The organism is Aureimonas sp. Leaf427, assembly GCF_001425485.1.
In the GTDB taxonomy this organism is placed as follows: Bacteria; Pseudomonadota; Alphaproteobacteria; order Rhizobiales; family Rhizobiaceae; genus Plantimonas.
In genome coordinates, this window is the sequence record NZ_LMQW01000012.1 from 178,734 (window position 1) to 202,048 (window position 23,315).

The window sequence follows — 23,315 nt, forward strand, 5'->3', positions numbered from 1 at the left end:
GACATGACGACCCTCCTCCCATGACGACATTGGCCGGCGTCCTCTTCGACAAGGACGGAACGCTTCTCGACTTCGACGCGACCTGGGGGCCGGCGACGCGCGAGGTCCTCGGCACGCTGTCCGGCGGCGACGAGCGGCTGTTCCGCGCCCTAGCGGAGACCGGCGGCTACGTGCCGGACACCGGCAGCTTCCGGCCGGATTCGCCGATCATCGGCGGGGACACGACGGAGTTCGCGCCGGCCTGGGCGCTCATCCTCGGCAGCCGGCCGGACGAGGCCTTCGCCGACCGCGTCAACCGCCTCTACCGCGCGGCCTCGCTGACCCACCTCACCGCCTATGACGACGTCGCGCCGATCATCGACGGTCTCTGCGACGCCGGCCTTGCCATCGGCCTTGCCACCAACGATTCCGAGGTGACGGCGCGCGCCCATCTGGAGGCGCTCGGCCTTCTCGATCGCTTCTCCTATGTCGCGGGCTACGATTCCGGCTGGGGCGGCAAGCCCGCGCCGGGCATGGTCGCGGGTTTCGCCGCCCATGCGAACGCGCCCACCGAAGCCATCGTCATGATCGGCGACTCGCCGCACGACATCGCGGCGGCGCGGGCCGCCGGCGCCTTCGCCATCGGCATCGCCCGCACGCCCCGCGCGGCCGCCAATCTCGGCGATCTCCCCGATGTCACCATCCGCTCCCTGACCGAGCTGCCCGCCGTGCTCGGCCGACACTTCGCCCTGCCTTCGAGACCCATCGCATGACATCGCATAGCGTGACCGAGAACGAGTGGATCGTCCTGAAGGACGGCACGCGCCTTGCCGCCCGCATCTGGATGCCGCTCGATGCGCCGCCCGCCGGCGTGCCGGCCGTTCTCGAATACCTGCCCTATCGCAAGGGCGACGGCACCTCGATGCGCGACGAGGCCACCTATCCGGGCTTCGCCGATGCGGGGATCGCGGGCATCCGCGTCGACATCCGGGGCTCCGGTGAGTCCGACGGCGTGATCGACGGCGAGTACACGCCGCGCGAGTTTTCCGATGCGCTGGAGGTGATCGACTGGATCGTCGCGCAACCCTGGTCGAACGGCTCGGTCGGCATGATGGGCATTTCCTGGGGCGGCTTCAATTCCCTGCAGATCGCCGCGCTGAAGCATCCGGCGCTGAAGGCCGTCATCTCCATCGCCTCGACGGTCGACCGCTACAACGACGACATCCACCACAAGAACGGCTGCCTCCTTTCGGCCAACCTCTCCTGGGCCGCCTACATGCTGGCCTATCAGTCGCGCGCGCCCGATCCCGCGATCGTCGGCGAGCGCTGGCGCGAGATGTGGCTGGAGCGGCTGGAGGGCGAGCCCTTCTTCCTGGAGGAATGGCTGCGCCACCAGCGACGCGACGCGTTCTGGCGCCACGGCTCGATCTGCGAGGACTTCGAAGGCTTCCCCGTGCCGGCGCTCGTCATCGCGGGCTGGGCGGACGGCTATCGCAACACGCCGCTGAAGGCCGTGGAAGGGCTAGGGACCAAGGCGAAAGCCCTGATCGGGCCCTGGGTCCACAAATATCCGCACTTCGCCTGGCCGAAGCCGCGCACGGATTTTCTCGGCGAGGCCATCGCCTGGTGGAACCGCTGGCTGAAGGGCGAGGCGAACGGGGCGGAGGCCGGCCCGCAGGTCCGCGCCTTCATCCTGGACGGGCCGAAGCCCGCGCTCCGGCGCGAGGTGGAGCCCGGCCGCTGGGTCGCGATGGAGACGTGGCAGGCGCCGAAGGTTCATGTCCTGCACGGCCAGCCCGGCCGGCGCCTCGGGCCGCAGCCCGCGCCCACAGGCGAAGCCCTGTTCCTGCGCTCGCCGGAAGATACGGGCGTCATGGCCGGCGAATGGTTCACGCTGAAGCCCGATGCCGAAATGGCCGGCGACCAGCGCCTCGACGATGCCGGCTCGCTCACCTTCGAGACCGATCCGCTGAAGGCGCCGCTCGAGCTTCTCGGCTTTCCCACGCTGAAACTCTCTCTGACGCCGGAGGCGGCGAGCGGCAATCTCGTGGCGCGTCTGGTCGACGTGCACCCGACCGGCGAGGCGACCCGCATCAGCTTCGGCGTCCTCAACCTTTCCCATCGCGGCGGAAACGCCGAGCCGGTCGCTCTGGTGCCGGGCGAGGCGGTCGAGATCGCCCTGACGCTCGACGCCTGCGGCTACCGCCTCGCGCCCGGCCATGTTCTGCGGCTGTCCGTCTCCACGGCCTATTGGCCGATGGTCCTGCCCGGCCCGATCTCCTCGGGCGTGACGATCGACAGCGGCTCGGTCCGGCTCGTCCTGCCGCTCCTGCCTTCGACGGCGGAGACCATCGAGATCCCCGAGCCCGCCGATCCGAACCCGCTGCCGACCTATATCGAGCACGCGCCGGCCGTCTCCCGCCGCAGCGTCGAGCGCGACCTGATGGCGGGCGTCACGCGCTATCGCCTGCTGGAGGATACCGGCCTCTACGAGCATCCGGACACGGGCCTCTCCACCCGGCAGGTGCGCGAGGAAACCTGGACCATCGCACCGGACGATCCGCTCTCCATGGTGGGCGAAACCCGCTGGTCGACCGAGATGCAGCGCGCCGACGGCTGGACCGTGACGACGCGCACGCTGGCCAGCCTCTCCTGCACGGCCACGGACTTCCACATCTCGGCGGAGGCGCGCGCCTACGAGGGCGAGCGGGAGGTCCATGTGAAGACCTGGGACACGGCGATCCCGCGGGATTTCAGCTGAGGCTTAGGTTGCAAGGGTGAGCGCTCTACCGCGCCCCCCTCTGTCCTGCCGGACATCTCCCCCTCAAGGGGGGAGATCGGCAGCTCGGCGGCCGAGATCAGCCTGATCTCCCCCCTTGAGGGGGAGATGCCGGCAGGCAGAGGGGGGGGCGCCATAGGACTCCAAACCTTCGACTGCATAAGCCAGCTTACCAGTTACTCCTTGCCGCACAGATCCTCGATGCCTCGGCAAAGCGCCGCAAACCCGTCGCGGGCGCCGGGGCTCATGTGGCGGGCGCGGAGCCAGGCGTGGATCATCTGCGGCTCGTTGCGATAGGTGACGGCGATGCCGGCCGCGGACATGCGCTCGGCGTAAATCCTCGCATCGTCGCGCAGGGGATCGAAATGCGCCGAGGTGATGTAGGCGGGCGGAAGGTCCGTAAAGGACGAGGCCGCCAGAGGATGGGCGACGGCGTCCTCCGGGTCGGCGCGGTAGAGCTCGCGGTAATAGGCGACGTCTGCGGTCGTGAGGCCCGGCGCATGCGCCATGTCCAGAAACGAGCCCTGGCCGAGGTCGCCGCCGAGGCCGGGATAGATCAGAGCCTGTCCGACGATGCCCTCCATGCCCGCATCGCGGGCACGGATGCAGAGCCCCGCCGCGAGATTGCCGCCCGCGCTATCGCCGACGACGACGAGCCGCCGCCCCTCCGCGATCAGCGCATCGGCCACCGCCGCCACGTCGTCGGAGGCGGCGGGATGCAGGTCCTCCGGCGCGAGGCGATAGTCGACGGCGACGAGTTCGGCGCCGACGGCATGGGCGATCTCGGCGCAGATCGCGTCATGGCTTTTCAGCGAGCCGACGACGAAGCCGCCGCCATGCAGATAGAGGAGCACCGTGCTCCGGCGAAGCTCCGCCGGATGGTAGCTGCGCGTCGCGATGCCCATGATCTCGGCATCGACGCTGGCAAGGCCCGGCGGCCGCGGTGCGTCGAAGGCGGCGCAGAGCGCGTCGTACCAGGCGCGCTGCTGCCCGATCGAGGCGGAGACCGCATTGGCCGGATAGAAGGCGTCGCAGCGCCGGATGAACTCGTTGATCTCGGGTTCGGCGGGCATGGGATGGGGCATGGAAAGGCCTGGGCTGCGAGGCTCCGAACGGGCGATCCGGCTCTCGGCGGACGATCCCGGCGCTCGGGAGCCCCTCGTGATCCCGCGAACTTGCAGCCGCGCGAGGGGCATTGCAATGTCCCGCTGATCATCCGCGGCGAAGGGGGGACGCGGGACTTTTCTCGGCGGACCTCCGGGTCTAAGCCTTTGCCCATCGCACGGCCCCGCCCCGCCTCCACTTCCTTGAGAGATACGCCATGACCAGCGCTCCCGACCTCTCCGCCTTCCTTCGCGAGACCTCCTATGTCGGCGGCGCCTGGATCGGCGCGGATGGCGGAAAGACGGTCGACGTCACCGATCCCGCCACGGGACGCACGCTCGGCACCGTGCCAGACTGCGGACGCTCCGAGACGCGGCGCGCGATCGAGGCGGCCAAGGCCGCCTTTCCCGCCTGGCGCGCGCGCACGGCCAAAGACCGCGCGGGGATCCTCCACAAGCTCGCCGACCTGATCGAGGCCGAGGCCGGGCCGCTCGCGGCGCTTCTGACGGCCGAACAGGGCAAGTCGCTCGCCGAGGCCACCGGCGAGGTGAAGTTCTCGGCCTCCTACGTCCGCTGGTTCGCGGAAGAGGCGCAGCGCGTCTATGGCGACGTCATTCCCTCGCCCTGGCCGGGCCGCAAGATCCTCGTCACGCACGAGCCGGTCGGCGTCGTCGGCGCGATCACGCCCTGGAACTTCCCCTCCTCGATGATCGCGCGCAAGCTCGCGCCCGCGCTCGCGGCTGGCTGCACCATCGTCGTCAAGCCGGCGATGCAGACGCCCTATTCGGGTCTTGCCTGGGGCGTCCTTTGCGAGCGCGTCGGCATTCCGGCCGGCGTGGTCAACATCCTCACGGGGTCGGCGAGCGAGATCGGCGCGGAACTGACCGAGAACCGCGACGTCGCCAAGATCACCTTCACCGGCTCGACGCCCGTCGGCAAGAAGCTCGTCGCCCAATGCGCGCCGACGCTGAAGCGCGTCTCGATGGAGCTCGGCGGCAATGCGCCCTTCATCGTCTTCGACGATGCCGACGTCGAACGGGCCGTGGCCGGCGCGATGATCGCCAAGTTCCGCAATTCCGGCCAGACCTGCGTCTGCACCAACCGCTTCCTCGTCCAGTCCGGCATCCACGACCGCTTCGTCGAGGCGCTGGTCAAGGCGGTCGATGCGCTGAAGGTCGGCAACGGCATGGAGCCCGGCACCGAGCAGGGCCCGCTGATCGACGACCGCGCCATCGCCAAGGTCGAGGCGCATATCGCGGACGCGCTGGAAAAGGGCGCGGGCATTGCCACCGGCGGCCATCGCCACGCGCTCGGCGGCACGTTCTTCCAGCCGACCGTCCTCACCGGCGTGTCCGTCTCGGCCGCTTTGGCCAAGGAGGAAACCTTCGGCCCCATCGCACCGGTCTTCAAGTTCGAGACGGAGGCGGAAGCGATCGCGCTGGCCAACGACACCGAGTTCGGCCTCGCCAGCTATTTCTACACCCGCGACCTCGGCCGCGCCTTCCGCGTCGCGCAAGCCCTGAAATCCGGCATGGTCGGCATCAACGAAGGGCTCATCACGACCGAGGTCGCCCCCTTCGGCGGCGTCAAGGAATCCGGCATGGGCCGCGAAGGATCGAAATACGGCATCGAGGACTATCTCGACATGAAATACATCTGCGTCGGCGGCCTCGACGGCTGAGGCGCCGCGTATCGAGCGGGGCTGCCGCCCCGGTCCCCGCCCGGGAAGGACTTCCCGGACCCTTCCTTCTTTTTGTTCTGTCCAAGGGGCCAACGGCCCCTTGGACAGAACAACACGGAATGGGTTCCAAGGGACGACCGTCCCTTGGCAGGGGTGCAGGGGACGGCGTCCCCTGCCCTTACGCCACGACCGCCGCCGGCAGTTCCGGCGCGGCTGCGGGCGGCGCGAAGGCGCGGTTCCAGGCGTCGAGGCTTGCGACCTTGTAGGCTTCGGCGAGCGTCGGATAGTTGAACGTGTTTTCCATGAAGTAGTCGATCGTGCCTTTGAGGTTCAGCACGGCCTGTCCGATGTGGATGAGTTCGGTGGCGCCCTCGCCGACGATGTGGACGCCGAGGAGACGGCGCGTCTTCTTGGAGAAGATCATCTTCATCATGCCGGAGGTGAGGCCCATGATCTGGCCGCGCGAGAGTTCGCGAAAGCGCGCGATGCCGCATTCGTAGGGAATGCCGCGCTTCAGAACCTCCTCCTCCGTCATGCCGACGGTCGAGATCTCGGGCACGGAATAGATGCCGTAGGGAAAGAATTCCGGGGCCGGCGGCGGGGCGAGGCCGAAGGCGTGGCAGGCGGCGAGGCGGCCCTGCTCCATCGAGGTGGAGGCGAGCGAGGGGAAGCCGATCACGTCGCCGGTGGCGTAGATGTGCTTCACGCCGGTCTGCAGCGTCTTCGGATCGACCGCGATGCGGCCGCGATGATCGACGGTGAGGCCGGCGGCCGTGAGGTTCAGCCCGTCGGTCTCGCCGACGCGGCCGGCGGCGAAGAGCAGCATGTCGCTCGCCACATGGCGGCCGCTCTTGATCTTGCAGAGCGGACGGCCGGCCGCGTCGAACTCGACGGACTCGACCTCCGAGCCAAGGCGCAGCGAGACGTTGCGGTCGCGAAGCTCGTGGACGAACTCCTCGATCAGCTCCTTGTCGATGAAGTCCAGAAAGGTCGGGCGCGGCTCGATCAGCGTGACGGCGACGTCGAGGGCGGAGAAGATCGTGGCATATTCGACGCCGATGACGCCGGCGCCGATCACGGTCAGGCTGCGCGGCAGCTTCTCGATGCCGAGGATCTCGTCGCTGTCGAAGACGCTGGTGCCGTTGAAGGGCACGTAGGAAGGGCGGAACGGGCGCGTGCCGCAGGCGATGACGATGTGATCGGCATCGTGGGTCTCGTCCTCGCCGTTCGCGAGTTCGACGCGGATCTCGTGCGGCGAGAGAAAGCTCGCCGTGGCCGAGAGCGTCTCGACATGGTTGCGGGCGAACTGGTGGTCGAGCACCTCGACCTCGTGATCGAGCGTCTTCGCCCCGCGGTCGAGAAGGTCCGCGGCGGTGATGTCGCGCTTCACGCGGTAGGCCCGGCCGTAGAAGCCGCGCTCGCGCCAGCCGGTGAGGTTCAGCACGGTCTCGCGAAGCGTCTTGGAGGGGATCGTGCCGGTGTGGACGGAGACGCCGCCGACGCGCTTGCGCTTGTCGACCACCAGCACCGACTTGCCGAGCTTGGCGGCCTGGATGGCGGCGCGGCGGCCGGACGGGCCGCTGCCGATGACGATCATGTCGTAGTGAGCCATGGGAGCGGTGCTTCGCGATATCGGGTTGAGCAGGGAAGGTCGCCGTCTGCAGCTAGCAGGCCGATATTGTGCGAAGCCGTTCTACCCGCGAAGCATCTTGTGTCCGGGATTGCTGCGGCGCAACCCCGGACTTCCATGGCTTGGATCAGACGAGATCGGGATCGCTGCCCGGACGCTCCACCGATCCGCCGTCCGGCGCGTGGCCGGCGCCTTCGGTCTCGGTGATCGGCGCCTCCAGGTTTTCCTGCGCGCCTTCGCTGGTGCGCCCCGAGCCGGCCCGCTCGACGCTGCCATGCGACTCGGCGCCGGTTCCGCCGTCTATGCTGGCGACCTTCGGCTCGCCGCCCTCCTCGCCCAGAACGCTGATCGAGGCGTCGATGGCGGCGGGATCGGGCTGCGTCTTCGGCGTGTTGGACATGTGATCCTCCATTGTACGGGTCATGGAGGGGAAGCGGGCGGGGCGGGATTGCGTTCCCTCACGGCTCCGAGGGGACGGGGCCGAGGAGCGCCGGATCGATCGTGTAGAGATGTTCGGCCCGGCCGACGCCGCGCAGCGCGTAGCGGCCGACCGAGACGAGATCGGAGCGCGCGGGCTCGGGCGTCGCCGCGGTGAACTCGGCAGAGACGAGGAGCAGCCGGTCGACCGAGCGGCAGAGCGAGGCGATGCGGCTGACCTCGTTGACGGCGGGGCCGACGACGGTGAAGTCGAGCCGGTCGTCCGCGCCAATATTGCCGAAGAGGACGTCGCCGATGTGGAGGCCGAGCGTCACCTCGGTGACGGGACGCCCCTCCCCGGCCCGCCGGCTCGTCAGCGCTTCGACGCGGCGGCGCATGTCCTTCTCCGCGCCGAGCGCGGCGCGGCTCGCCTCGGCGGGATCGTCGGCGGCGAAGATCGCGAGCACGCCGTCGCCGATCAGCTTCAGGACGTCGCCGCCCGCCGCATGGACGGCGCCGATCACGGCCTCGGCATAGTCGTTCAGAAGCGGCAGGATCTCGCCGGGATCGGCCCGGTCGGTGATGGTGGTGAAGCCTTTGAGGTCGGAAAACCAGAGGACGGCGCGGATCTTGTCGGCAAGGCCGCGCCGGATGCGGCCGGAAAGGACGCGGGCCCCGGCATCGCGGCCGAGATAGACCTCCACCAGCGTCCGCGCGACGCGGCCGAGCGAGAGCGACTGGATGGCGAGCACGAGCACCGGCACGAGCCGCCGCAGGGCGAGGATATCCTCGTCGCAGAACCCGCCGGGCTGGTCGGAGAGCCAGTTGGAATAGATGCAGTCCATCCCGGCGATCGTATCGGTGCCGGTGAAGAGGTGGCGGCAGACGAGATAGTCGGTGCGCCCTTCCGCCCGCAATTCGTCGAAGATCGCGAAATGCACGGGCGCCACCTCGTCGAGCCGCTGGCGCAATTCGCTCGTGCCGGTCTCGTCGAGATGGTGGAAGGTCGTGCGCCGCCAATTCTCCGCGGCGTCCCCGCTGTCGGTCCGGCCGTATTCGACGATGGGCGTCTCCTCCACGCCGTCGCTGCGCCAGCGGAAGGCGCGGCCCTCGTGGATCGGATGCAGCGTGTCGACGATGAGGATGGAGCGGCAGAGCGGAACGCCGGCCTCGACGAGATCGGAGCAGAAGAGCCGGAGGAGCTCGGGTTCGGCCATGCCGGCGAGACCCCGCTCGACGATGCGGGCCGCGATGCGCTCGGTCGTCGCGTGATCGATCATGTCGTCTCCTCCCGCACCGCTCCCGGCTCCTTCGCTCTAACCCCTTCCGGCGGACGCGCAAGGGTCTCTCCGCCCGGCGCCTTCGGTCGCTTTGACGGGGCGCTGCAACCGTGCTTCACATCCGGCCATGTGGCAGACGCGCATCGACTTTCTGGACCCGGCGGAGGCCGCCGAGAAGCTCCGGCCCCTGGGCGGGCTCGCCTTTCTCGACAGCGCGATGCGGCACGAGACGCTCGGGCGCATGTCCTATGTCGCGGCCTCCCCGTTCCAGCGCTTCACCGTGGACGGCACCGGCGCGATGCTGGACGGGGTGCGCCTGCCCGGCCCGCCGCTGGAGCGGCTGCGCGAGGTTCTGGCCCGCTTTCCCGTCGAATTGCTGCCGAGCGCCGTGCCTTTCCAGGGCGGGGCGATCGGCGCGATCGGCTACGACTTCGCCCACCATCTGGAGCGCCTCGATCCGCCGCCCGGGCTCGACGCCGGGACGGTGGTCCTGCGGCTCGCCCTCTACGACACGATCGTCGCCTTCGACCACGAGGCCGGGACGGCCGACATCTTCGCCTCCGGCCACCCGGCCGAGGGCGTGGACGCGCGGCGCGAGCGGGCCGAGCGGCGCATGGCCGAGGTGGCGGCGGCCCTGGCCGGCCCCGCGCCCGCCCGTCCGCCCATGCCGGAGACGGCGCCGGACTGGCGCTCCAGCGTGACGCGGGAGAGCTATGCGGGCGCGATCGAGACGATCCGCGACTACATCCTCGCCGGCGACATCTATCAGGCGAATTTCGCGCAGGCCTTCCAGGCCGCCCTCCCCGCCGGGTTCGATCCCTTCGCCTTCTATCGCCGCCTGCGCGCGGCCAATCCCGCGCCCTTCGCCGCCTTTCTGGAGGACACGGACCTTGCCGTCTGCTCCTCCTCGCCCGAGCGGTTCCTGAAACTCTCCGGCCGCTCGGTCGAGACGCGGCCGATCAAGGGAACGGCGCCGCGCAGCGCCGATCCGGCCGAAGATGTCGCGCTCGGCGCCGCGCTGCTCTCGTCAGAGAAGGACCGGGCGGAGAACGTCATGATCGTCGATCTCCTGCGCAACGACATCGCGCGCGTCTGCCTCGCCGATTCCGTCGAGGTGCCCGTGCTCTGCGGCCTCGAAACCTATGCGTCCGTGCATCACCTCGTCTCCGTGGTGACGGGCGAGCTGAAGCCGGGCGCCGACGGGCTCGATCTCCTCGCCGCCTCCTTTCCCGGCGGCTCCATCACGGGCGCGCCGAAGATCCGGGCGATGGACATCATCACCGAGCTGGAGGGCCGGCCGCGCGGCGTCTATTGCGGCTCCATCGGCTGGATCGGCTTCGACGGCGCGCTCGATCTCAACATCGCCATCCGCACCGTGACGATCGAGAACGGCACCGCGACGCTGCAGGCCGGCGGCGGCATCACGGTCCTTTCGGAGCCCGAGGCCGAATACGAGGAAACGCTGGCCAAGGCCGCCCGCGTCTTTTCCGCCTTCGAGGCGGCGCGATGATCCTCGTCATCGACAATTACGACAGCTTCGTCTTCAACGTCGCCCGCTACATCGAGCGCGCGGGCGCCCCGACCGAAGTGCGCCGAAACGACGAGCTGAGCCTCGAGGCGATCGAGGCGATGGCGCCCCGCGCGATCGTCGTCTCGCCGGGACCGAAGGCGCCGCGGGACGCCGGCATCTCCCTGGCGACGGTCCAGCGCTTTTCCGGGCGCGTTCCGATCCTCGGCGTCTGCCTCGGCCATCAGGTCATCGGCGAGGTCTTCGGCGGCGACATCCGGCGCGCCCGGCGGCCGCTGCACGGCCGGGCCTCGACGGTGACGCACGATGGCGGCGGGCTCTTCGCCGGCGTGCCGAGCCCGATGCAGGCGGGGCGCTACCATTCGCTGATCGTCGAGGAAACCGAGGCGATGGAGGGCCATCTCCTCGTCGACGCCCGCTCGGAAGAGGGCGAGGTCATGGGCCTTCGCCACCGGACGCATCCGACGCTCGGCATCCAGTTCCACCCCGAATCGGTCCTGACCGAACATGGTCTCGACCTCTTCCGAAACTTCCTCGATCTTGCGGAGCGCTGGCATGACGACCACCGTCTGGCGTAACGGCGCCTTCGTCGAGGCGGCGGGCGCCATCGACGCCACCGATCGCGGGCTTCTGCTCGGCGACGGCGTCTTCGACACCTCGCTCGCCATCGGCGGCCGCGTCTTCCAGCGCGACCAGCACCTCAAACGCCTGGAAGCCGCGCTCGGCGTCATCGGCATCCCCGCCGACGGGGCCGAGATCGCGGCCGCCATGGATGCGCTCGCGGCGCGCGAGGGCAACGGCTCGCTGCGCATCACGGTGACGCGCGGGCCGGGGCCGAGGGGCATCAAGGCCCCGGCCGACGTTCACCCGACGATCCTCGGCAGTTCCGCGCCGCTGAACGCCGGCGCCATGTTCGCGCCGATCCGGCTCGGCCTCTCGGCGGTGCGGCGCAACGAGACCTCGCCGCTCTCGCGGCTGAAGGCGCTCTCCTATCTCGACGCGGTGCTGGCCGCGCGGGAGATCGAGGCGAGCGGGGCGACGGAAGCGCTGTTCCTCAACACGCGCGGCACGCTCGCCTGCTCCTCGCTCGCCAATGTCTTCGTCGTGGAAGGGTTCGAGCTGGCGACCCCGCCTCTGAAGGACGGCGTCCTGCCCGGCATCCTGCGCGGCTGGGTCCTCGCCCATGCCGAGGATCACGGCCTTCGCCCCATCGAGCGCTCGATCCCGAAGAAGGCGCTGGATCAGGCCGACGCGATCTTCCTCACCAATTCGCTGCGCCTCGTCTCTCCCGCCACGCTGACCGGAAAGGCCGACAGCGCCGACGTGCCGGAGGCGCTGCGCCGGCTGATGGCGGGCCTCTGCGAGGCGATCGCGGCGGAATGCGGCACCGACCCGCGCGCGCTCGGGGCCGCGCTTTAGAGTTTGTCAGGGACGCGCGCTGCCGCCGGCGACGAGCCAGGCCGGATCGAACCAGCGATCGGCCTCGCCGTCATAGGGCATGCGGTTGATGTCCCAGTGCCGGATATGGCGGGCATAGACATCCCAGACGCGCGGACCGCCGCCGACGAAGACGACCCGATCGGAAAAGCGCGCGAGCACTTCCTCGGGGTCCTCGTGCGAGCGGATCACGACGAGCGTGCGGTCGGCGCGGGCAAAATCCGGCACGGCGCCGATCGTCGTCGGGCCCGCGATCAGGACATGGCCGCGCGTGATGTCGAAGAAGCGCTCGACATCCTCCACGAAGGGCCGGCCGGTCCAGCCCTCCCAGGGCAGATGGCCGTGAAGACCGAGCTGTCCGGATTGTCCGATGGCGCAGATCGAGCGCACGTCAGCCATGTCGTTCTCCCTTGGAGCCGGCGGCGGGGGCCTGCCGCTCGGCGCCCCGCTGATAGCAAGCGGCCGGCGGCGGGACCACCGGTCAATCGAGGCCCGGGAACCAGCTCGTATCGACCTTGTAGAAGCGGTCGACGAAATCGACCTCCTTCGAAAGCTCCGCCGAGTTCAGGAATTCGAGGATGCGGCCGTTGCGGCGGATGCGGTTTTCCAGCTCCAGGCTGCGGATCGCGCGGTTCACCGAGACGGTGCTGAGACCGACGGCGCCGCCGATCATCTCCTGCGTCAGCGGCAGTTCGAAACTTTCGCCGATTCTCGGGCGCGTGATGCGCAGACGGGCGTGGACCTGGAGAAGGAACAGCGCCACGCAGTCTCGCGCGTTGAGAAGCGTGGCGGCCCGCAGCCGGTCGATCATGGCCGCGCGCTCCAGCGCGGCGAAGGCGAAGAAGAGCGCGACGAGGCGGGGATGTTCCTTGAAGATCCGGCCGAGGGAGCGCTTGGGCAGCGGGCAGAGAGCGACGTCCGTCGCCGCCGTGTAGGTCAGCGTGGCCTCTTCGAAGGCCAACTGGCCGACGCCCACGACATCGCCGGGATAGAAGATGTCGGCGACGAGTTCCCCCCCGTCGGGGCTGGAGACATGGCCGTAGAGCCAGCCGGACTTGACGACGAAGATGTCCTCCATCGGCGCGCCCCGATCGACGATGCAGTCGCGCTTGCGATGGTGCTGCGTCGTCTCCTCCAACCCGGCGAGCATGTCGCTCTCGGCCTTGGTGAGCTCGACATAGTGGGACAGTTTGGAAACGAGGCAACTGTTGGTCGTCATGGGCTCAAAGGATCGCCACCACGGTTGCTCTGTGCCTAGCCGGTCCGGTCTTCGGCGGCAACGGGATGTTTGCGGCGGAAGCCCGCGCGCCCCCCGGCATGCCGAGAAAACGGGGGCGATTCCCCCAACAAAGATAATTTCGGCTGATCAATCCATCGTATGATTAAACCACGTTAAAGACCGGCCGTGCGAGACGCCTCATAAGCTGGCCTATGTTGGATCAAGAAACGTCGACGAAACTGAGCCGCGGCAGTGCCACGCCGGATCCGACGGCGACAGCCGACGCCCGCCTTGTGCCGACCCTCCTCTCCATCGCCAAGTCCACCCGAGCCTTCCTGGCGCTTCTCCTCGCCGAGATCGATCTCCATCCCGGGCAGGACCAGCTCCTGCATCGGCTGGAGCCGGGCGAGACGGTGAGCGTCTCGATGCTCGCCGACCAGCTGTCGGTGCGCCCCTCCACCGTCTCCAAGATGCTGGACCGGCTGATCGAGAAGGAGCTCGTCGTCCGGGCCGCCAACAACCGCGACGCCCGCCGCACCATGGTGGCGCTGACGGCGCGCGGCGAGGAGGTGAAGGAGAAGGTCCGCACGATCTGGAACCGGCTGGAGCAGGAGCTGACCGCAGCCCTGCAGCCCGACGACATCAACCGTCTGCTCGGCGCGCTCGAACAGGTGGACGATCTCCTCACCGTCAAGCTGCGCCGCCTGCGCTGACACGCGCTGAACGCATGGCTCCGCCTGCAAGACGAAAGTGCAATGCGGTGAATGTTTGACAAGAAGGGCGCTCTTGCGCTCTTTCCGCTTCGCCCCCGTCGGAGGGGCGAAGGAGTTCGCATGACCTTCGACCAACCCGCTCTCGACATTCTGCGCATCGGCTCGGCGGATGGTCTCGCCGTCGAAATCCTGCCGCTCGGCGCCTCTGTCCGCTCGATCCGGCTCGGGGGCGGACGCTCGCTGGCGCTGGGCGCCGCCGATCTCGGCCTCTACGGCCCGGCCAATCGCAGCTTTCTCGGCGCCTCGATCGGCCGCCATGCCAACCGCATCGCCGATGCCCGCTTCGCGCTGGGATCGGAGAGGTTCGAGGTCTCGGCCAACGAGCCGCCTCATCATCTCCACGGCGGAACGACGGGTGCCTGGTCGCGCATCTGGACGGTGGAGGAGGAATCCTCGGACGGCGTGATCCTCTCGCTCCTCTCCAGGGACGGCGAGGACGGATATCCCGGCGCTGCCGAGATGACGGCGGCCTTCTCGATCGAGAACGGCGATACGCTGAAGATCGTCTACGAGGGCCGCGTCGACCGCCCCTCCATCCTCGGCATGACCTCGCATCTCTACTTCAACCTCTCCGGCGAAGCCTCGACTCAAGGCCACCGGATCGAGATCGCGGCCGACGCCTATCTCCCCGTGGGCGAGACGCTGATCCCGACCGGCGAGGTGCGCCCCGTCGACGGCACGCCCTTCGACTTCCGCGCGGCCAAGCCGCTTGCGGACGGGCCGGACATGCTCGACCACAATTTCTGCTTCGGCCGCGAGCGCCATACCGAGCCGCAACGTCTCGCGACCCTGTCGAGCGAAGCCGGCGGCATCGCGCTCCACGTCCTTTCCACCGAATGCGGCCTCCAGGTCTATGACGGGGCGAAGTTCGACGGCACGATCGAGGGCCTCGACGGCGGCCCGATCCAGCCGCATGGGGGCATCGCCCTCGAACCGCAGGGCTGGCCGGACGCGCCGAACCGTCCCGACTTTCCCTCCGCGCGGATCGAGCCCGGCCAGACCTATCGGCACACGATCCTCTACCGCTTCCAGCGGCTCGGCTGACGAAGGCCGACGCCGCCGCTCCTCTCAGTCCAGCCGGATCGGCGGATCGAGCTTGCCCCGGCAGCCGGCGTCGAAGAGGAAGGTCTTGCCGGCATCGGGGCAGGCGGCGAGCGCCTCCGGGCTCATGCCGTCGCGGGCCGAGGTGATCGCCAGATAGGAGAGGCCGGGCCCGCAGAAAGCCGGGCAGGTCGTATGCGGCGCACCGGTCTCGATGCGCCTGATAAGACGGCCGTCGGGCGAGAAGACCTGCACCTCCGCCCCGCCCCAGCGGGCGCTGTAGAGAAAGCCGTCGCGGTCGAGCACGGCGCCGTCCGGTCCGCCCGGATCGTCCGGAGCCGCCTGGTCGAAGACCACCGGTTCGCCATCGGGCAGGCCGGTTTCGGGATGGGTCGCGACGCGCCAGATCGTGCCGCGCGGCGTGTCGGAGAAATGCGCGTAGGTTCCGTCCTCGGAGAAGCAGATGGCGTTGCCGACCGTCATGTCGGTGTAGAGCCGGCGAACCTCGCCCTTGAAGACCCAGTAGATCGAGCCTTTGCCCTTGGACTGGTCGAGCGCCATGGTGGAGCCCCAGAAGGCGCCGCAGGGATGGGTGCGTCCGTCGTTGGAGCGCAGGTCCGGGCGGTCGTCCTCGATCGGCGCGATGCGCTCGACGAGGGCGCGCCTTTCGCGGTCGAAGATCCAGAGGCCGGTTTCGGTGAAGATCATCTCCCGCGTCTCGTCGATCGCGGCGCCCGCCGAGGGCATTCCGGCGATCGACAGGGCCTGCGTCACGCCTTCGTCGAAATTCTGGGCCAATCTCCGCCCGCCGACGATATCGAACCAACGGAGCCGCCCCGTCATTGCGTCCAGCCCGATCCCTTCGCCCAGGACGGCTTGGTCGTGGCTCCAGACTTTCGCCTTCTCTCGCATCCGGCCTCCTGTTGAACTGATCCGGCGCGTCAACGCTTTGGTCACCTCATGGGTCCAACAGAATGCCTCGTTTCCCCCACGAAGTTTCGCAACGGCTCGCTATGCAGCCTGCTCGATTGTGCATATGCTAAGAGCGTGTGCAGTTGCGTTCGAACCAAGATAGAGCATCCGTGATCCAGCGTTCCCGCCTATCCCGTCGCGCAGCTTTGAAGATGAGCATCGCCGGCATCGCACTGGCGGCCGGCGCCGCGCGCGGCGCCTTCGCGCAGACGCCCGCACCCGCGCCGGCGGCCCCCGCGCCCGAGCAGGCGCCGAGCCAGGCCGCGAACTTCGTCGACAATTTCGACTACGAGTCCTTTTCCGCCATGATGCGGCGGCGCTCCGAGACGCCCTTCGTCGACAACCGCCCGCCCATGCCGGACGTGCTGGCCAATCTCTCCTACGACGAGCACCGCGCGATCCGCTATCGGCCCGAGCGCGCGCTCTGGCGCGACGAGCCGGTCAATTTCCAGCTTCAGGCCTTCTCGCCCGGCTTCCTCGTCAAGGAGACGACGCGTCTCTTCGTCGGCGACGGCAAGCGCTTCGATCTGAAGTCCTTCACCGGCGCCGACTTCGAGTACCGCGCGCCGCTCGACCCGACCCTCTTCCAGAGCGTCGGCCTGCCCGGCATCGCGGGCTTCCGCCTGCACTACCCGCTCCAGCGGCCGGACTATTTCGACGAGCTGATCACCTTCCTCGGCGCCAGCTACTTCCGCGCGCTCGGCATGGGCACGCGCTACGGTCTCTCCGCGCGGGGCCTCGCGATCAACACGGCGACCGGCACGGCCGAGGAGTTTCCGCGCTTCTCCGCCTTCTACGTCGTCCATCCCGAGCCCGGCGCGAAGACCATCCGCGTCTTCGCCGAGCTCGACAGCCCCAGCCTGACCGGCGCCTATGCCTTCGTCATCACGCCGGGCCCGCAGACGATGATCGACGTGACGGCGCGCCTCTACTTCCGCAACGCGGTCGACCGGCTGGGCGTGGCGCCACTCACCTCCATGTTCACCTTCGGCGAGAACGACCGGCGCGAGCGCGACGACTTCCGCCCGGAAGTGCACGACAGCGACGGTCTGGCCATCTACCGCCGGACGGGCGAGCGCCTGTTCCGCCCGCTGAAGAATCCGGGCGAACTGGCTCTTTCCTACTTCCAGGAACAGTCGCCGGTGGCCTTTGGCCTCGTCCAGCGCGACCGCGACTTCTCGCACTATCAGGACGTCGAGGCGCGCTACGACCTGCGGCCCTCGCTGCTCATCGAGCCGCTCGGCGATTGGGGCCAGGGCATGGTGGAGCTCGTCGAGATTCCCACCGATTCCGAGGCGAACGACAATATCGTCGCCTTCTGGGTGCCCGAGCGTCGGCCGGAAGCGGGCAGCCAGTACGAGTTCCGCTATCGCATGCACTGGGGTCTCCAGGCGGAGGACCCGAACGGTCTGGCCAGCGTCACCGCGACGCTGGGCGGCGTCGGCGGCAATGCGGCCGATGTCGAGAAGTCCTCGACGCGGCGCTTCGCCATCAACTTCACCGGCGGAACCGCGGCCAATCTGCCGCTCGACGCGGTGATCGATCCCATCATCGACGTCGCGCCGAATGCCAAGCTCGTGAACAGCCATCTGGACCGTCTGCCCGACGGCGGATGGCGGCTTTCGATGGAATTCGAGAAGCTCGACGGCGCGCCCGTGGAACTTCGGGCGAAACTTTCGATGCTGCAACGCATTATCAGTGAGACATGGCTCTATCAGTGGACGGGCACCGTATGAACCACATGGCCGTATCCCCCAAGACCACCACTTCCGCGCCTCTGTCCGGCCTCGCGACCCAGCGCCGGGCCGAAGATGGCGTCCGGGCTCGCGCGGGCGGTTCCGCGTGGGCGGTTCCGGCGGGAACCGCGACGACGCCCGGCCTCCTGGTCGGACGTCCCGACCTCTCGGACGAGGCCGTGCTGCAGGCGATCGCCGAGCGCATGAGCTTCGAGGGCCGGGACGCCTCGAAGGCGAAGGCCGTTCTGGACGCGGCGCTTGCCGGACGGCCGGTCGCCTGCGCCTTCCTGCGCCGCTTGGTCCTTCCGCCGCCGCAATCGTCCCTTCAGATGCCGATCCAGTCGATCCTGCGCGAGCCGGTCGCGACCGGGGAGGCCAAGGGGTCCTGGCTCAGCCGGCTGTCCCTCGGCCGCTGAGATCCGGCATCGTGCCTTCACCGACCGGCGGCGGGTCCTGTCCCGCGGCCGGCATCGTCATGTCAGGCCTATAGTCTAAAGGCTCCTTGTTGATCGCGTTCAGACGTTTTGCTTTTGCGACGAGTGCCGTGGCCCTGGCGATCCTCGCCGGCGGCCTCTTCGCGTCCGTCATCACGGCCAGCGGCACCAGCCGCCTGCAGGTCCTGCAGGTGCTGCTCCTGACCATCTGCTGCGTCTGGCTGGCCTGGGGCTTCAACACGGCGGTCGCGGGCATCCTCTCGGGCGCGCGCTCGCGGCGCACGATCCCGCTTCCGGGGTCGGAAAGCTCGAGCCGCACCGCGATCCTCATGCCGGTCTACAACGAGGATTCCGATGCCGTCTTCGCGCGCGTCGCGGCCATGACGGAAGGGCTGAGGGCCATCGGCCGCCTCGGCCAGTTCGACGTCCACATCCTCAGCGACTCGACCAATCCCGCCTTCGCCGAGGCCGAGCGCCGCGCGACCTTCATCCTGACCGCCGAACTCGAAGCGGCCGGACACATCTACTATCGCCACCGCGCCAAGAACACGGGCCGCAAGGCCGGCAACATCGCCGACTTCGTCACCAAGAGCGGCGGCGCCTACGACTACATGCTGGTTCTCGACGCCGACAGCCTGATGCGGCCGCAGACCATTCTGGAAATGGTGGCTCGCATGGATGCCGAGCCCGATCTCGGCCTTCTCCAGACGCAGCCGCTGATCATCGGCCGGCGCACGCTCTTCGGCCGCGCCCTGCAATTCTCGGCCGCGATCTATTCGCCGGTCTTCTCGCGCGGCATCGCCTGGCTGCAGGGGCGCGAGGGGCCGTTCTGGGGCCACAACGCCATCATCCGCGTGAAGGCCTTCGCCGATTGCTGCGGCCTGCCGTCCCTGCCGGGCAAGGCGCCGTTCGGCGGCCATATCCTCAGCCACGATTTCGTCGAGGCCGCACTCCTCGCGCGCGGGGGCTACCGCGTCCGCCTCGACCCCGATCTCGACGGCTCCTACGAGGAGGCCCCGTCCAACCTCCTCGAATATGCCAAGCGCGACCGCCGCTGGTGCCAGGGCAATCTCCAGCACGGGCGCCTCATCACCGCGCCGCAGCTCAATCTCTGGAGCCGCATCGCGTTGGTCTGCGGGATCATGGCCTATGCGGCGTCGCCCATCTGGCTGATGTTCCTGATCGTCTCCATGCTGGATCCGATCATCGCGGCCGAGCCGAACTACTTCCCCGCCGATTCGCTGTTCCCCGTCTTCCCGACGCCCGAGACGGGCAAGGCGCTGCTGCTCCTTCTCGGCATCTTCCTGCTTCTGCTTCTGCCCAAGACCCTCATCGCCTTCGCCAGCGCCTTCGGCACGCGGCGCCGGGCCTTCGGCGGAACGCTGCAGGTTCTGGCCGGAGCGACGGCCGAGCTGTTCATGACCAGCCTGCTCGCGCCGGTCATGATGATGTTCCAGTCGAAGGCGGTCGCGGAGGTCGTGGTCGGCGCCGATGGCGGCTGGCCCTCGACCGAGCGCGAGGACGGGCGCCTGCCGATCTCCGAAGCGTTCAAAAGCTCCTGGTGGATGGTGATCGCGGGCACGGCGCTTCTGGCGGCGACCTTCTTCTACTCGCCCGACCTCTTTCTCTGGGTCAGCCCGATCGGCTTTCCGCTGATGCTCTCGCCGCTCCTCATCAGCCTGACCGGCGATCCGGCGCTCGGCGACGCGGCGCGGCAGGCGGGCATCTTCGCGACGCCCTTCGAGCTGGACCCAGAGCCCGTCATCAAGGCCTCGGAAGCCTGGCGCCGCCGCATGACGGCGCTCAGCTCCGTGCCGGCGCCGGTCTCGGCACCGGCCTGCGCGCCCGAGCCGGCGGCGGAGCCGCTTGCCTCCGGCGCACCGGCCTGAAAGCGCGAACGACCGACGTCACGGGCTTGTCATTCAGGCTGGCTTCATCATCTTTCCATTAGGAAATTGCCGATCGAGGCCGGCAGACGTCTCCGTTTTGCCGCCTTCCTGATGCCTCACCTTTGCGTGAGGGCGAGAGGATCGAAGGGCCGCTATCCGTGACACAGTCGACGACATCAGCCCGCCCGGCCGGCAGCCAGCGAGACCACCGCGTCGATTTCTATCGCGGCATCGCGCTCTCCATGATCTTCGTGAACCATGCGCCCGACAATGTCTGGGAGCTCTACACGACCCGAAATTTCGGCTTCTCGGACGCGGCGGAGCTCTTCGTCTTCCTCGCCGGCTTCGCCTCGGCCTTCGCCTATGGACGAGGGTTTCTGAACGGCAACGTGCTGGTCTCGACCCTCAAGGCCTGGCGCCGGGCGGGCATGCTCTACCTGGTCCACATCTTCCTCACGATGGCGGTCATCGCGCTCTTCGCCTATGGCGCTCTGCTTCTGGGCAACGGTGCGCTGATGGAGCAGCACGGCATCGGCTACATCCTGACCAAGCCGCTGGAATCGCTGATCGGCATCGTCGTCCTCACCCAGCAGCTCGCCTATGTGAACATCCTGCCGATGTATTCGGTGATCCTCCTGATGCTGCCGCTGCATCTGGCGCTCGCCCGGATCTCGAGCGGCGCGATGCTTTGCGGCGCGATCCTGCTCTGGCTCGTCGCAGGCACGCTGCGGCTCGATCTGCCGAACTACCCCGCCTCCGGCGGCTGGTTCTTCAACCCCTTCTCCTGGCAGCTCATCTTCGCGATCGGCCTTTACTGCGGCCTCTCCAAGTCGCAGCGCAATGCACCGGCCGTGCCCTACAGCCCCGTCCTCTACGCGGCGGCGCTCGCCTATCTCGCCTTCGCCTTCGCCTTCATCGGATGGCGCGGCATCGAGCATCCGCTCGATCTGCCCATGCTGTTCGGGCAGTTCGACAAGACCTTCGTCTCGCTGCCGCGTCTCCTTCATGTCCTCGCGATGATCTACGTCTTCGCCTATGCGCCGAAGACCTCGCCCGTCGCGAAGGTCTCGCGGCGCAATCCGTTCACGGCGCTCGGTAGGCATTCCCTGCCGGTCTTCGCGCTCGGCACGATCCTGGCGCTGGCCGCGCAGGTCGTGAAGTTCGGCCGGCCTGAGCACTTCGTCCTCGACACGGCGATGGTCGTCCTCGGCCTCAGCCTCCAGTTCGGCCTCGCCTATTATCTGGAATGGTGGGGCGAGGCGAAGAAGCGGAGCCGGACGTCGCCCGCGCGGGCGACGGCTCCCGCCGCGAGGAAGAACCGTCCGGCGGCCGAGCCCAGGCGATCGCGCAACTTGATCGCGAACGGATCGTCTCTGTAAAGTCGGGGGACCGACGAGTGGGAGCCGCCATGACCCGCATCTCCATCACCGTGCCCGAGACCGTCCTGGACTATGCCGAACGGCAGGTCAGCGATGGACGCTTTGGAAGCACGGACGAATTCTTCGAAGAAGCCGTTCGCACGGACCGCGATCGACGTCCGCTGACGATGGCAGAATTGCACGCCCGGCTCGACCGGGCTTCGGCAGGCGGCATCAGTTCCCGCCAGCTTCCCGACATCATGGGTGACGTCGAGGCAAAGCTTCGAGCCGATGGACGGCTATAGGCTGACCGATATCGCCGACAAGCGCCTCGCCGATATCTATGCCTATTCGCTTCTTCGTTTCGGCAAAGCGCCGGCTCGGACCTACTTTCTCGGCCTTCACGAGGCCTTCAACCGGATCGTTGCTCATCCGGAGCTGGGTCGTCTCGTGGAGGGACGCTCCCGGACGCGCCGGCTCGTCCACCGTCGACATTCCATCTTCTATGAGGTCGACACCATTGGGGTCTTGATCCTCGATATTCTCGGGGCCGGTCAGGACCCCGAGTTGCACGATCCGCAAAGCTGAGCGGAACGCCCACGTCAGCCGGGCTTGACCTCTTCGCCCGTGCGCCAGGAGCGGTCGGCGGCGTCGGCGAGAAGGCCGGCGGCGAGGCCGTCGGCGCCGGAGGGGATCGGGGCCGTGCCGCCTTCGATCGCCTCGATGAAGTGCCGCAGCTCCTCGCGATAGGCGCGGGCATAGCGCTCCAGGAAGAAGTTCTGGACGGGATCGGCGGTGATGCCGGCTTCGGTCGCCAGGACCACCGTCGTCTCCGGCACGTTCTCGGCCTTGAGAAGGCCTTTGGAGCCATGGACCTCGATGCGCTGGTCGTAGCCGTAGGTGGCGCGGCGCGAGCAGGAGATCTGGCAGATCTTGCCGGAGGCGGTGCGCATGAGAACGGCGGCCGTGTCGACGTCGCCGGCCTTTCCGATGGCGGGATCGACCAGCGCCGAGCCCATTGCGAAGACCGAGACGATCTCCTCGCCGAGGAGAAAGCGGGCCATGTCGAAATCGTGGATCATCATGTCGCGGAAAAGACCGCCGGAGCGCTCGATATAGGAGACCGGCGGCGGGCTCGGATCGCGCGAGAGGATGGTGACGAGTTCGACCTCGCCGACGAGGCCGTCGCCGATGCGGGCTCGAAGCGCGGCGAAGTTCGGATCGAAGCGGCGGTTGAAGCCGATCATCAGCGGCGCCGCGCCGACCTTTTCCAGCGTGCGCCGGATGCGGTCGGAGGAGAGATCGACCGGCTTCTCGCAGAAGACCGCCTTGCCGGCCGCGGCCGCGGCCTCGATCATCTCGGCATGCATGTCAGTCGGCGTGCAGACGAGGACGGCGTCGATGTCGCCCGCGGAGAGGATCGCGCCGGCTTCGCGGACCTCGGCGCCCGTCGCCTCGGCCAGCCCCTTGGCCGCCTCGTGCGAGGCGTCGTGGACGGCGACGAGGCGCGCGCCCGCCGAATCCGCGACATTGGCGCCATGGATGCGGCCGATCCGGCCGGCTCCCAGAAGTCCGAATCTCAGCATCGCATTCCTCTCCCGGCCGGCTTCGCTCTCCCGCCGGCGTTTCGGTTCATTTACGCCAGACCGAATGCCGGTCGCAACAGGCGTTTCATTTTGAACCGGTGGTGCGAAAAAGGATAGCACGGTCCGGCCGATCCCGCCTTTCTCGACAGGGACGCATCGGGCGGGCTAAGAGCCTGGGAAAGCAGAGGCGAGGCGCTTGAGTTTGTCAGAACGAACCTGACGGACTCTAGGGACGGCGGCCCGGAGGAACGAGCGACATGGCGATCCGAAACCAGGACCACCCCTTCTTCCGGCCCCTCTGGCGGCGGATCGCGATCGTTCTCGTCACGGCGCTCTGGTGCGCGGTCGAGCTCTATCATGGCGAGACGACCTGGGCGGTCCTGACGGCGGGCATCTGCCTCTATTCCATCTGGACCTTCTTCATCACCTATCCCAAGCAGCCGAACGACACCGCCGTCTGACCGGCATCGGC

23 protein-coding genes are annotated in these 23,315 nt (G+C 68.4%); 15 read left to right on the forward strand and 8 right to left on the reverse strand.

What is annotated here, in order from left to right:
- Positions 1 to 20 precede the first annotated feature (20 nt).
- Together ASG62_RS09005 and ASG62_RS09010 are read left to right on the forward strand one after the other, a co-directional pair.
- Positions 21 to 752, forward strand: a complete 732-nt coding sequence (locus ASG62_RS09005; protein WP_082536866.1) for an HAD family hydrolase — start codon at positions 21 to 23, stop codon at positions 750 to 752.
- Positions 749 to 2,740 (forward strand): CocE/NonD family hydrolase, encoded by a 1,992-nt coding sequence (locus ASG62_RS09010; RefSeq protein WP_056688081.1) that lies wholly within the window; start codon positions 749 to 751, stop codon positions 2,738 to 2,740. The genes ASG62_RS09005 and ASG62_RS09010 overlap by 4 nt, the downstream gene beginning before the upstream one ends.
- Positions 2,741 to 2,934: 194 nt before the next feature.
- On the opposite strand, the gene ASG62_RS09015 is transcribed toward ASG62_RS09010, so the two are convergent.
- Positions 2,935 to 3,843, reverse strand: a complete 909-nt coding sequence (locus ASG62_RS09015) for an alpha/beta hydrolase (protein ID WP_056688084.1) — start codon at positions 3,841 to 3,843, stop codon at positions 2,935 to 2,937.
- 236 nt (positions 3,844 to 4,079) lie between these two features.
- Between ASG62_RS09015 and ASG62_RS09020 the strand changes: the two genes are divergently transcribed.
- Positions 4,080 to 5,543, forward strand: coding sequence for an NAD-dependent succinate-semialdehyde dehydrogenase (locus ASG62_RS09020; protein ID WP_056688087.1), 1,464 nt, complete (start codon positions 4,080 to 4,082; stop codon positions 5,541 to 5,543).
- A 178-nt stretch (positions 5,544 to 5,721) separates the two neighbouring features.
- On the opposite strand, the gene sthA is transcribed toward ASG62_RS09020, so the two are convergent.
- The 3 genes from sthA to ASG62_RS09035 form a co-directional block, all read right to left on the reverse strand.
- Positions 5,722 to 7,155: a Si-specific NAD(P)(+) transhydrogenase gene (gene sthA, locus ASG62_RS09025; RefSeq protein WP_056688090.1), complete on the reverse strand. Its 1,434-nt coding sequence runs from the start codon at positions 7,153 to 7,155 to the stop codon at positions 5,722 to 5,724.
- A 145-nt stretch (positions 7,156 to 7,300) separates the two neighbouring features.
- Entirely contained in the window at positions 7,301 to 7,573 is a 273-nt protein-coding gene (locus ASG62_RS09030; protein WP_056688094.1) for a hypothetical protein, read from the reverse strand.
- A gap of 58 nt (positions 7,574 to 7,631) precedes the next feature.
- The gene (locus ASG62_RS09035) at positions 7,632 to 8,867 is read right to left on the reverse strand and encodes an adenylate/guanylate cyclase domain-containing protein (protein WP_056689351.1); all 1,236 of its coding nucleotides are present in this window, start codon (positions 8,865 to 8,867) and stop codon (positions 7,632 to 7,634) included.
- A gap of 130 nt (positions 8,868 to 8,997) precedes the next feature.
- Here ASG62_RS09035 and pabB point away from each other — a divergent pair, with 130 nt between their 5' ends.
- From pabB to ASG62_RS09050, 3 genes are read left to right on the forward strand one after another with little or no spacing between them, the layout of a single operon-like run.
- The gene (pabB, locus tag ASG62_RS09040; protein WP_056688097.1) at positions 8,998 to 10,380 is read left to right on the forward strand and encodes an aminodeoxychorismate synthase component I; all 1,383 of its coding nucleotides are present in this window, start codon (positions 8,998 to 9,000) and stop codon (positions 10,378 to 10,380) included.
- A complete protein-coding gene (locus ASG62_RS09045) occupies positions 10,377 to 10,976 on the forward strand; it encodes an anthranilate synthase component II (protein WP_056688100.1) in 600 nt (199 codons plus the stop codon). Before pabB ends, ASG62_RS09045 begins: the two co-directional genes overlap by 4 nt.
- Positions 10,954 to 11,817, forward strand: a complete 864-nt coding sequence (locus tag ASG62_RS09050; protein WP_082536868.1) for an aminotransferase class IV — start codon at positions 10,954 to 10,956, stop codon at positions 11,815 to 11,817. The genes ASG62_RS09045 and ASG62_RS09050 overlap by 23 nt, the downstream gene beginning before the upstream one ends.
- A 6-nt stretch (positions 11,818 to 11,823) precedes the next feature.
- Here the strand turns inward: ASG62_RS09050 and ASG62_RS09055 are convergent, their stop codons facing one another.
- Entirely contained in the window at positions 11,824 to 12,234 is a 411-nt protein-coding gene (locus tag ASG62_RS09055) for a diacylglycerol kinase (RefSeq protein WP_056688101.1), read from the reverse strand.
- Between the two features lie 82 nt (positions 12,235 to 12,316).
- Positions 12,317 to 13,054 carry a Crp/Fnr family transcriptional regulator gene (locus ASG62_RS09060; RefSeq protein WP_056688102.1) on the reverse strand — a complete coding sequence of 246 codons (738 nt, stop codon included), beginning with the start codon at positions 13,052 to 13,054 and terminating at the stop codon, positions 12,317 to 12,319.
- A 293-nt stretch (positions 13,055 to 13,347) separates the two neighbouring features.
- Here ASG62_RS09060 and ASG62_RS09065 point away from each other — a divergent pair, with 293 nt between their 5' ends.
- Both ASG62_RS09065 and ASG62_RS09070 read left to right on the forward strand, forming a co-directional pair.
- Positions 13,348 to 13,767 carry a MarR family winged helix-turn-helix transcriptional regulator gene (locus tag ASG62_RS09065; protein WP_056689355.1) on the forward strand — a complete coding sequence of 140 codons (420 nt, stop codon included), beginning with the start codon at positions 13,348 to 13,350 and terminating at the stop codon, positions 13,765 to 13,767.
- A 120-nt stretch (positions 13,768 to 13,887) separates the two neighbouring features.
- Positions 13,888 to 14,871: an aldose epimerase family protein gene (locus ASG62_RS09070; RefSeq protein ID WP_056688103.1), complete on the forward strand. Its 984-nt coding sequence runs from the start codon at positions 13,888 to 13,890 to the stop codon at positions 14,869 to 14,871.
- A gap of 24 nt (positions 14,872 to 14,895) precedes the next feature.
- Here ASG62_RS09070 and ASG62_RS09075 read toward each other — a convergent pair whose 3' ends face one another.
- Positions 14,896 to 15,780, reverse strand: coding sequence for an SMP-30/gluconolactonase/LRE family protein (locus tag ASG62_RS09075; protein ID WP_056688106.1), 885 nt, complete (start codon positions 15,778 to 15,780; stop codon positions 14,896 to 14,898).
- A 212-nt stretch (positions 15,781 to 15,992) separates the two neighbouring features.
- Here ASG62_RS09075 and ASG62_RS09080 point away from each other — a divergent pair, with 212 nt between their 5' ends.
- From ASG62_RS09080 to ASG62_RS09105, 6 genes are all read left to right on the forward strand, one after another.
- Positions 15,993 to 17,576, forward strand: a complete 1,584-nt coding sequence (locus tag ASG62_RS09080) for a glucan biosynthesis protein (protein ID WP_056689357.1) — start codon at positions 15,993 to 15,995, stop codon at positions 17,574 to 17,576.
- Positions 17,577 to 17,581: 5 nt separating this feature from the next.
- Positions 17,582 to 17,992 (forward strand): hypothetical protein, encoded by a 411-nt coding sequence (locus ASG62_RS09085; protein ID WP_156382033.1) that lies wholly within the window; start codon positions 17,582 to 17,584, stop codon positions 17,990 to 17,992.
- Between the two features lie 89 nt (positions 17,993 to 18,081).
- Positions 18,082 to 19,899 carry a glucans biosynthesis glucosyltransferase MdoH gene (gene mdoH / locus ASG62_RS09090; RefSeq protein WP_082536871.1) on the forward strand — a complete coding sequence of 606 codons (1,818 nt, stop codon included), beginning with the start codon at positions 18,082 to 18,084 and terminating at the stop codon, positions 19,897 to 19,899.
- Positions 19,900 to 20,057: 158 nt separating this feature from the next.
- Positions 20,058 to 21,278: an OpgC family protein gene (locus tag ASG62_RS09095; RefSeq protein ID WP_082536872.1), complete on the forward strand. Its 1,221-nt coding sequence runs from the start codon at positions 20,058 to 20,060 to the stop codon at positions 21,276 to 21,278.
- 29 nt (positions 21,279 to 21,307) lie between these two features.
- Positions 21,308 to 21,562 carry a type II toxin-antitoxin system ParD family antitoxin gene (locus ASG62_RS09100; protein WP_056688110.1) on the forward strand — a complete coding sequence of 85 codons (255 nt, stop codon included), beginning with the start codon at positions 21,308 to 21,310 and terminating at the stop codon, positions 21,560 to 21,562.
- Entirely contained in the window at positions 21,549 to 21,845 is a 297-nt protein-coding gene (locus ASG62_RS09105) for a type II toxin-antitoxin system RelE/ParE family toxin (protein WP_056688113.1), read from the forward strand. Before ASG62_RS09100 ends, ASG62_RS09105 begins: the two co-directional genes overlap by 14 nt.
- 14 nt (positions 21,846 to 21,859) lie before the next feature.
- On the opposite strand, the gene iolG is transcribed toward ASG62_RS09105, so the two are convergent.
- Positions 21,860 to 22,843, reverse strand: a complete 984-nt coding sequence (gene iolG, locus ASG62_RS09110; protein WP_056688116.1) for an inositol 2-dehydrogenase — start codon at positions 22,841 to 22,843, stop codon at positions 21,860 to 21,862.
- Between the two features lie 257 nt (positions 22,844 to 23,100).
- Between iolG and ASG62_RS09115 the strand changes: the two genes are divergently transcribed.
- Positions 23,101 to 23,304 (forward strand): hypothetical protein, encoded by a 204-nt coding sequence (locus ASG62_RS09115; RefSeq protein WP_082536873.1) that lies wholly within the window; start codon positions 23,101 to 23,103, stop codon positions 23,302 to 23,304.
- The last annotated feature ends 11 nt before the right edge of the window (positions 23,305 to 23,315 follow it).

Coding starts and splice junctions, on each gene's coding strand:
- ASG62_RS09085 (WP_156382033.1), top strand. CDS start 17,582: ATGGCCGTATCCCCCAAGACCACCACTTCCGCGCCTCTGTCCGGCCTC.
- ASG62_RS09055 (WP_056688101.1), bottom strand. CDS start 12,234: ATGGCTGACGTGCGCTCGATCTGCGCCATCGGACAATCCGGACAGCTC.
- ASG62_RS09075 (WP_056688106.1), bottom strand. CDS start 15,780: ATGCGAGAGAAGGCGAAAGTCTGGAGCCACGACCAAGCCGTCCTGGGC.
- pabB (WP_056688097.1), top strand. CDS start 8,998: ATGTGGCAGACGCGCATCGACTTTCTGGACCCGGCGGAGGCCGCCGAG.
- ASG62_RS09105 (WP_056688113.1), top strand. CDS start 21,549: ATGGACGGCTATAGGCTGACCGATATCGCCGACAAGCGCCTCGCCGAT.
- ASG62_RS09015 (WP_056688084.1), bottom strand. CDS start 3,843: ATGCCCCATCCCATGCCCGCCGAACCCGAGATCAACGAGTTCATCCGG.
- ASG62_RS09070 (WP_056688103.1), top strand. CDS start 13,888: ATGACCTTCGACCAACCCGCTCTCGACATTCTGCGCATCGGCTCGGCG.
- ASG62_RS09100 (WP_056688110.1), top strand. CDS start 21,308: ATGACCCGCATCTCCATCACCGTGCCCGAGACCGTCCTGGACTATGCC.
- sthA (WP_056688090.1), bottom strand. CDS start 7,155: ATGGCTCACTACGACATGATCGTCATCGGCAGCGGCCCGTCCGGCCGC.
- ASG62_RS09115 (WP_082536873.1), top strand. CDS start 23,101: ATGGCGATCCGAAACCAGGACCACCCCTTCTTCCGGCCCCTCTGGCGG.
- ASG62_RS09060 (WP_056688102.1), bottom strand. CDS start 13,054: ATGACGACCAACAGTTGCCTCGTTTCCAAACTGTCCCACTATGTCGAG.
- ASG62_RS09050 (WP_082536868.1), top strand. CDS start 10,954: ATGACGACCACCGTCTGGCGTAACGGCGCCTTCGTCGAGGCGGCGGGC.
- ASG62_RS09030 (WP_056688094.1), bottom strand. CDS start 7,573: ATGTCCAACACGCCGAAGACGCAGCCCGATCCCGCCGCCATCGACGCC.
- ASG62_RS09020 (WP_056688087.1), top strand. CDS start 4,080: ATGACCAGCGCTCCCGACCTCTCCGCCTTCCTTCGCGAGACCTCCTAT.
- iolG (WP_056688116.1), bottom strand. CDS start 22,843: ATGCTGAGATTCGGACTTCTGGGAGCCGGCCGGATCGGCCGCATCCAT.
- ASG62_RS09045 (WP_056688100.1), top strand. CDS start 10,377: ATGATCCTCGTCATCGACAATTACGACAGCTTCGTCTTCAACGTCGCC.
- ASG62_RS09005 (WP_082536866.1), top strand. CDS start 21: ATGACGACATTGGCCGGCGTCCTCTTCGACAAGGACGGAACGCTTCTC.
- ASG62_RS09010 (WP_056688081.1), top strand. CDS start 749: ATGACATCGCATAGCGTGACCGAGAACGAGTGGATCGTCCTGAAGGAC.
- ASG62_RS09080 (WP_056689357.1), top strand. CDS start 15,993: ATGAGCATCGCCGGCATCGCACTGGCGGCCGGCGCCGCGCGCGGCGCC.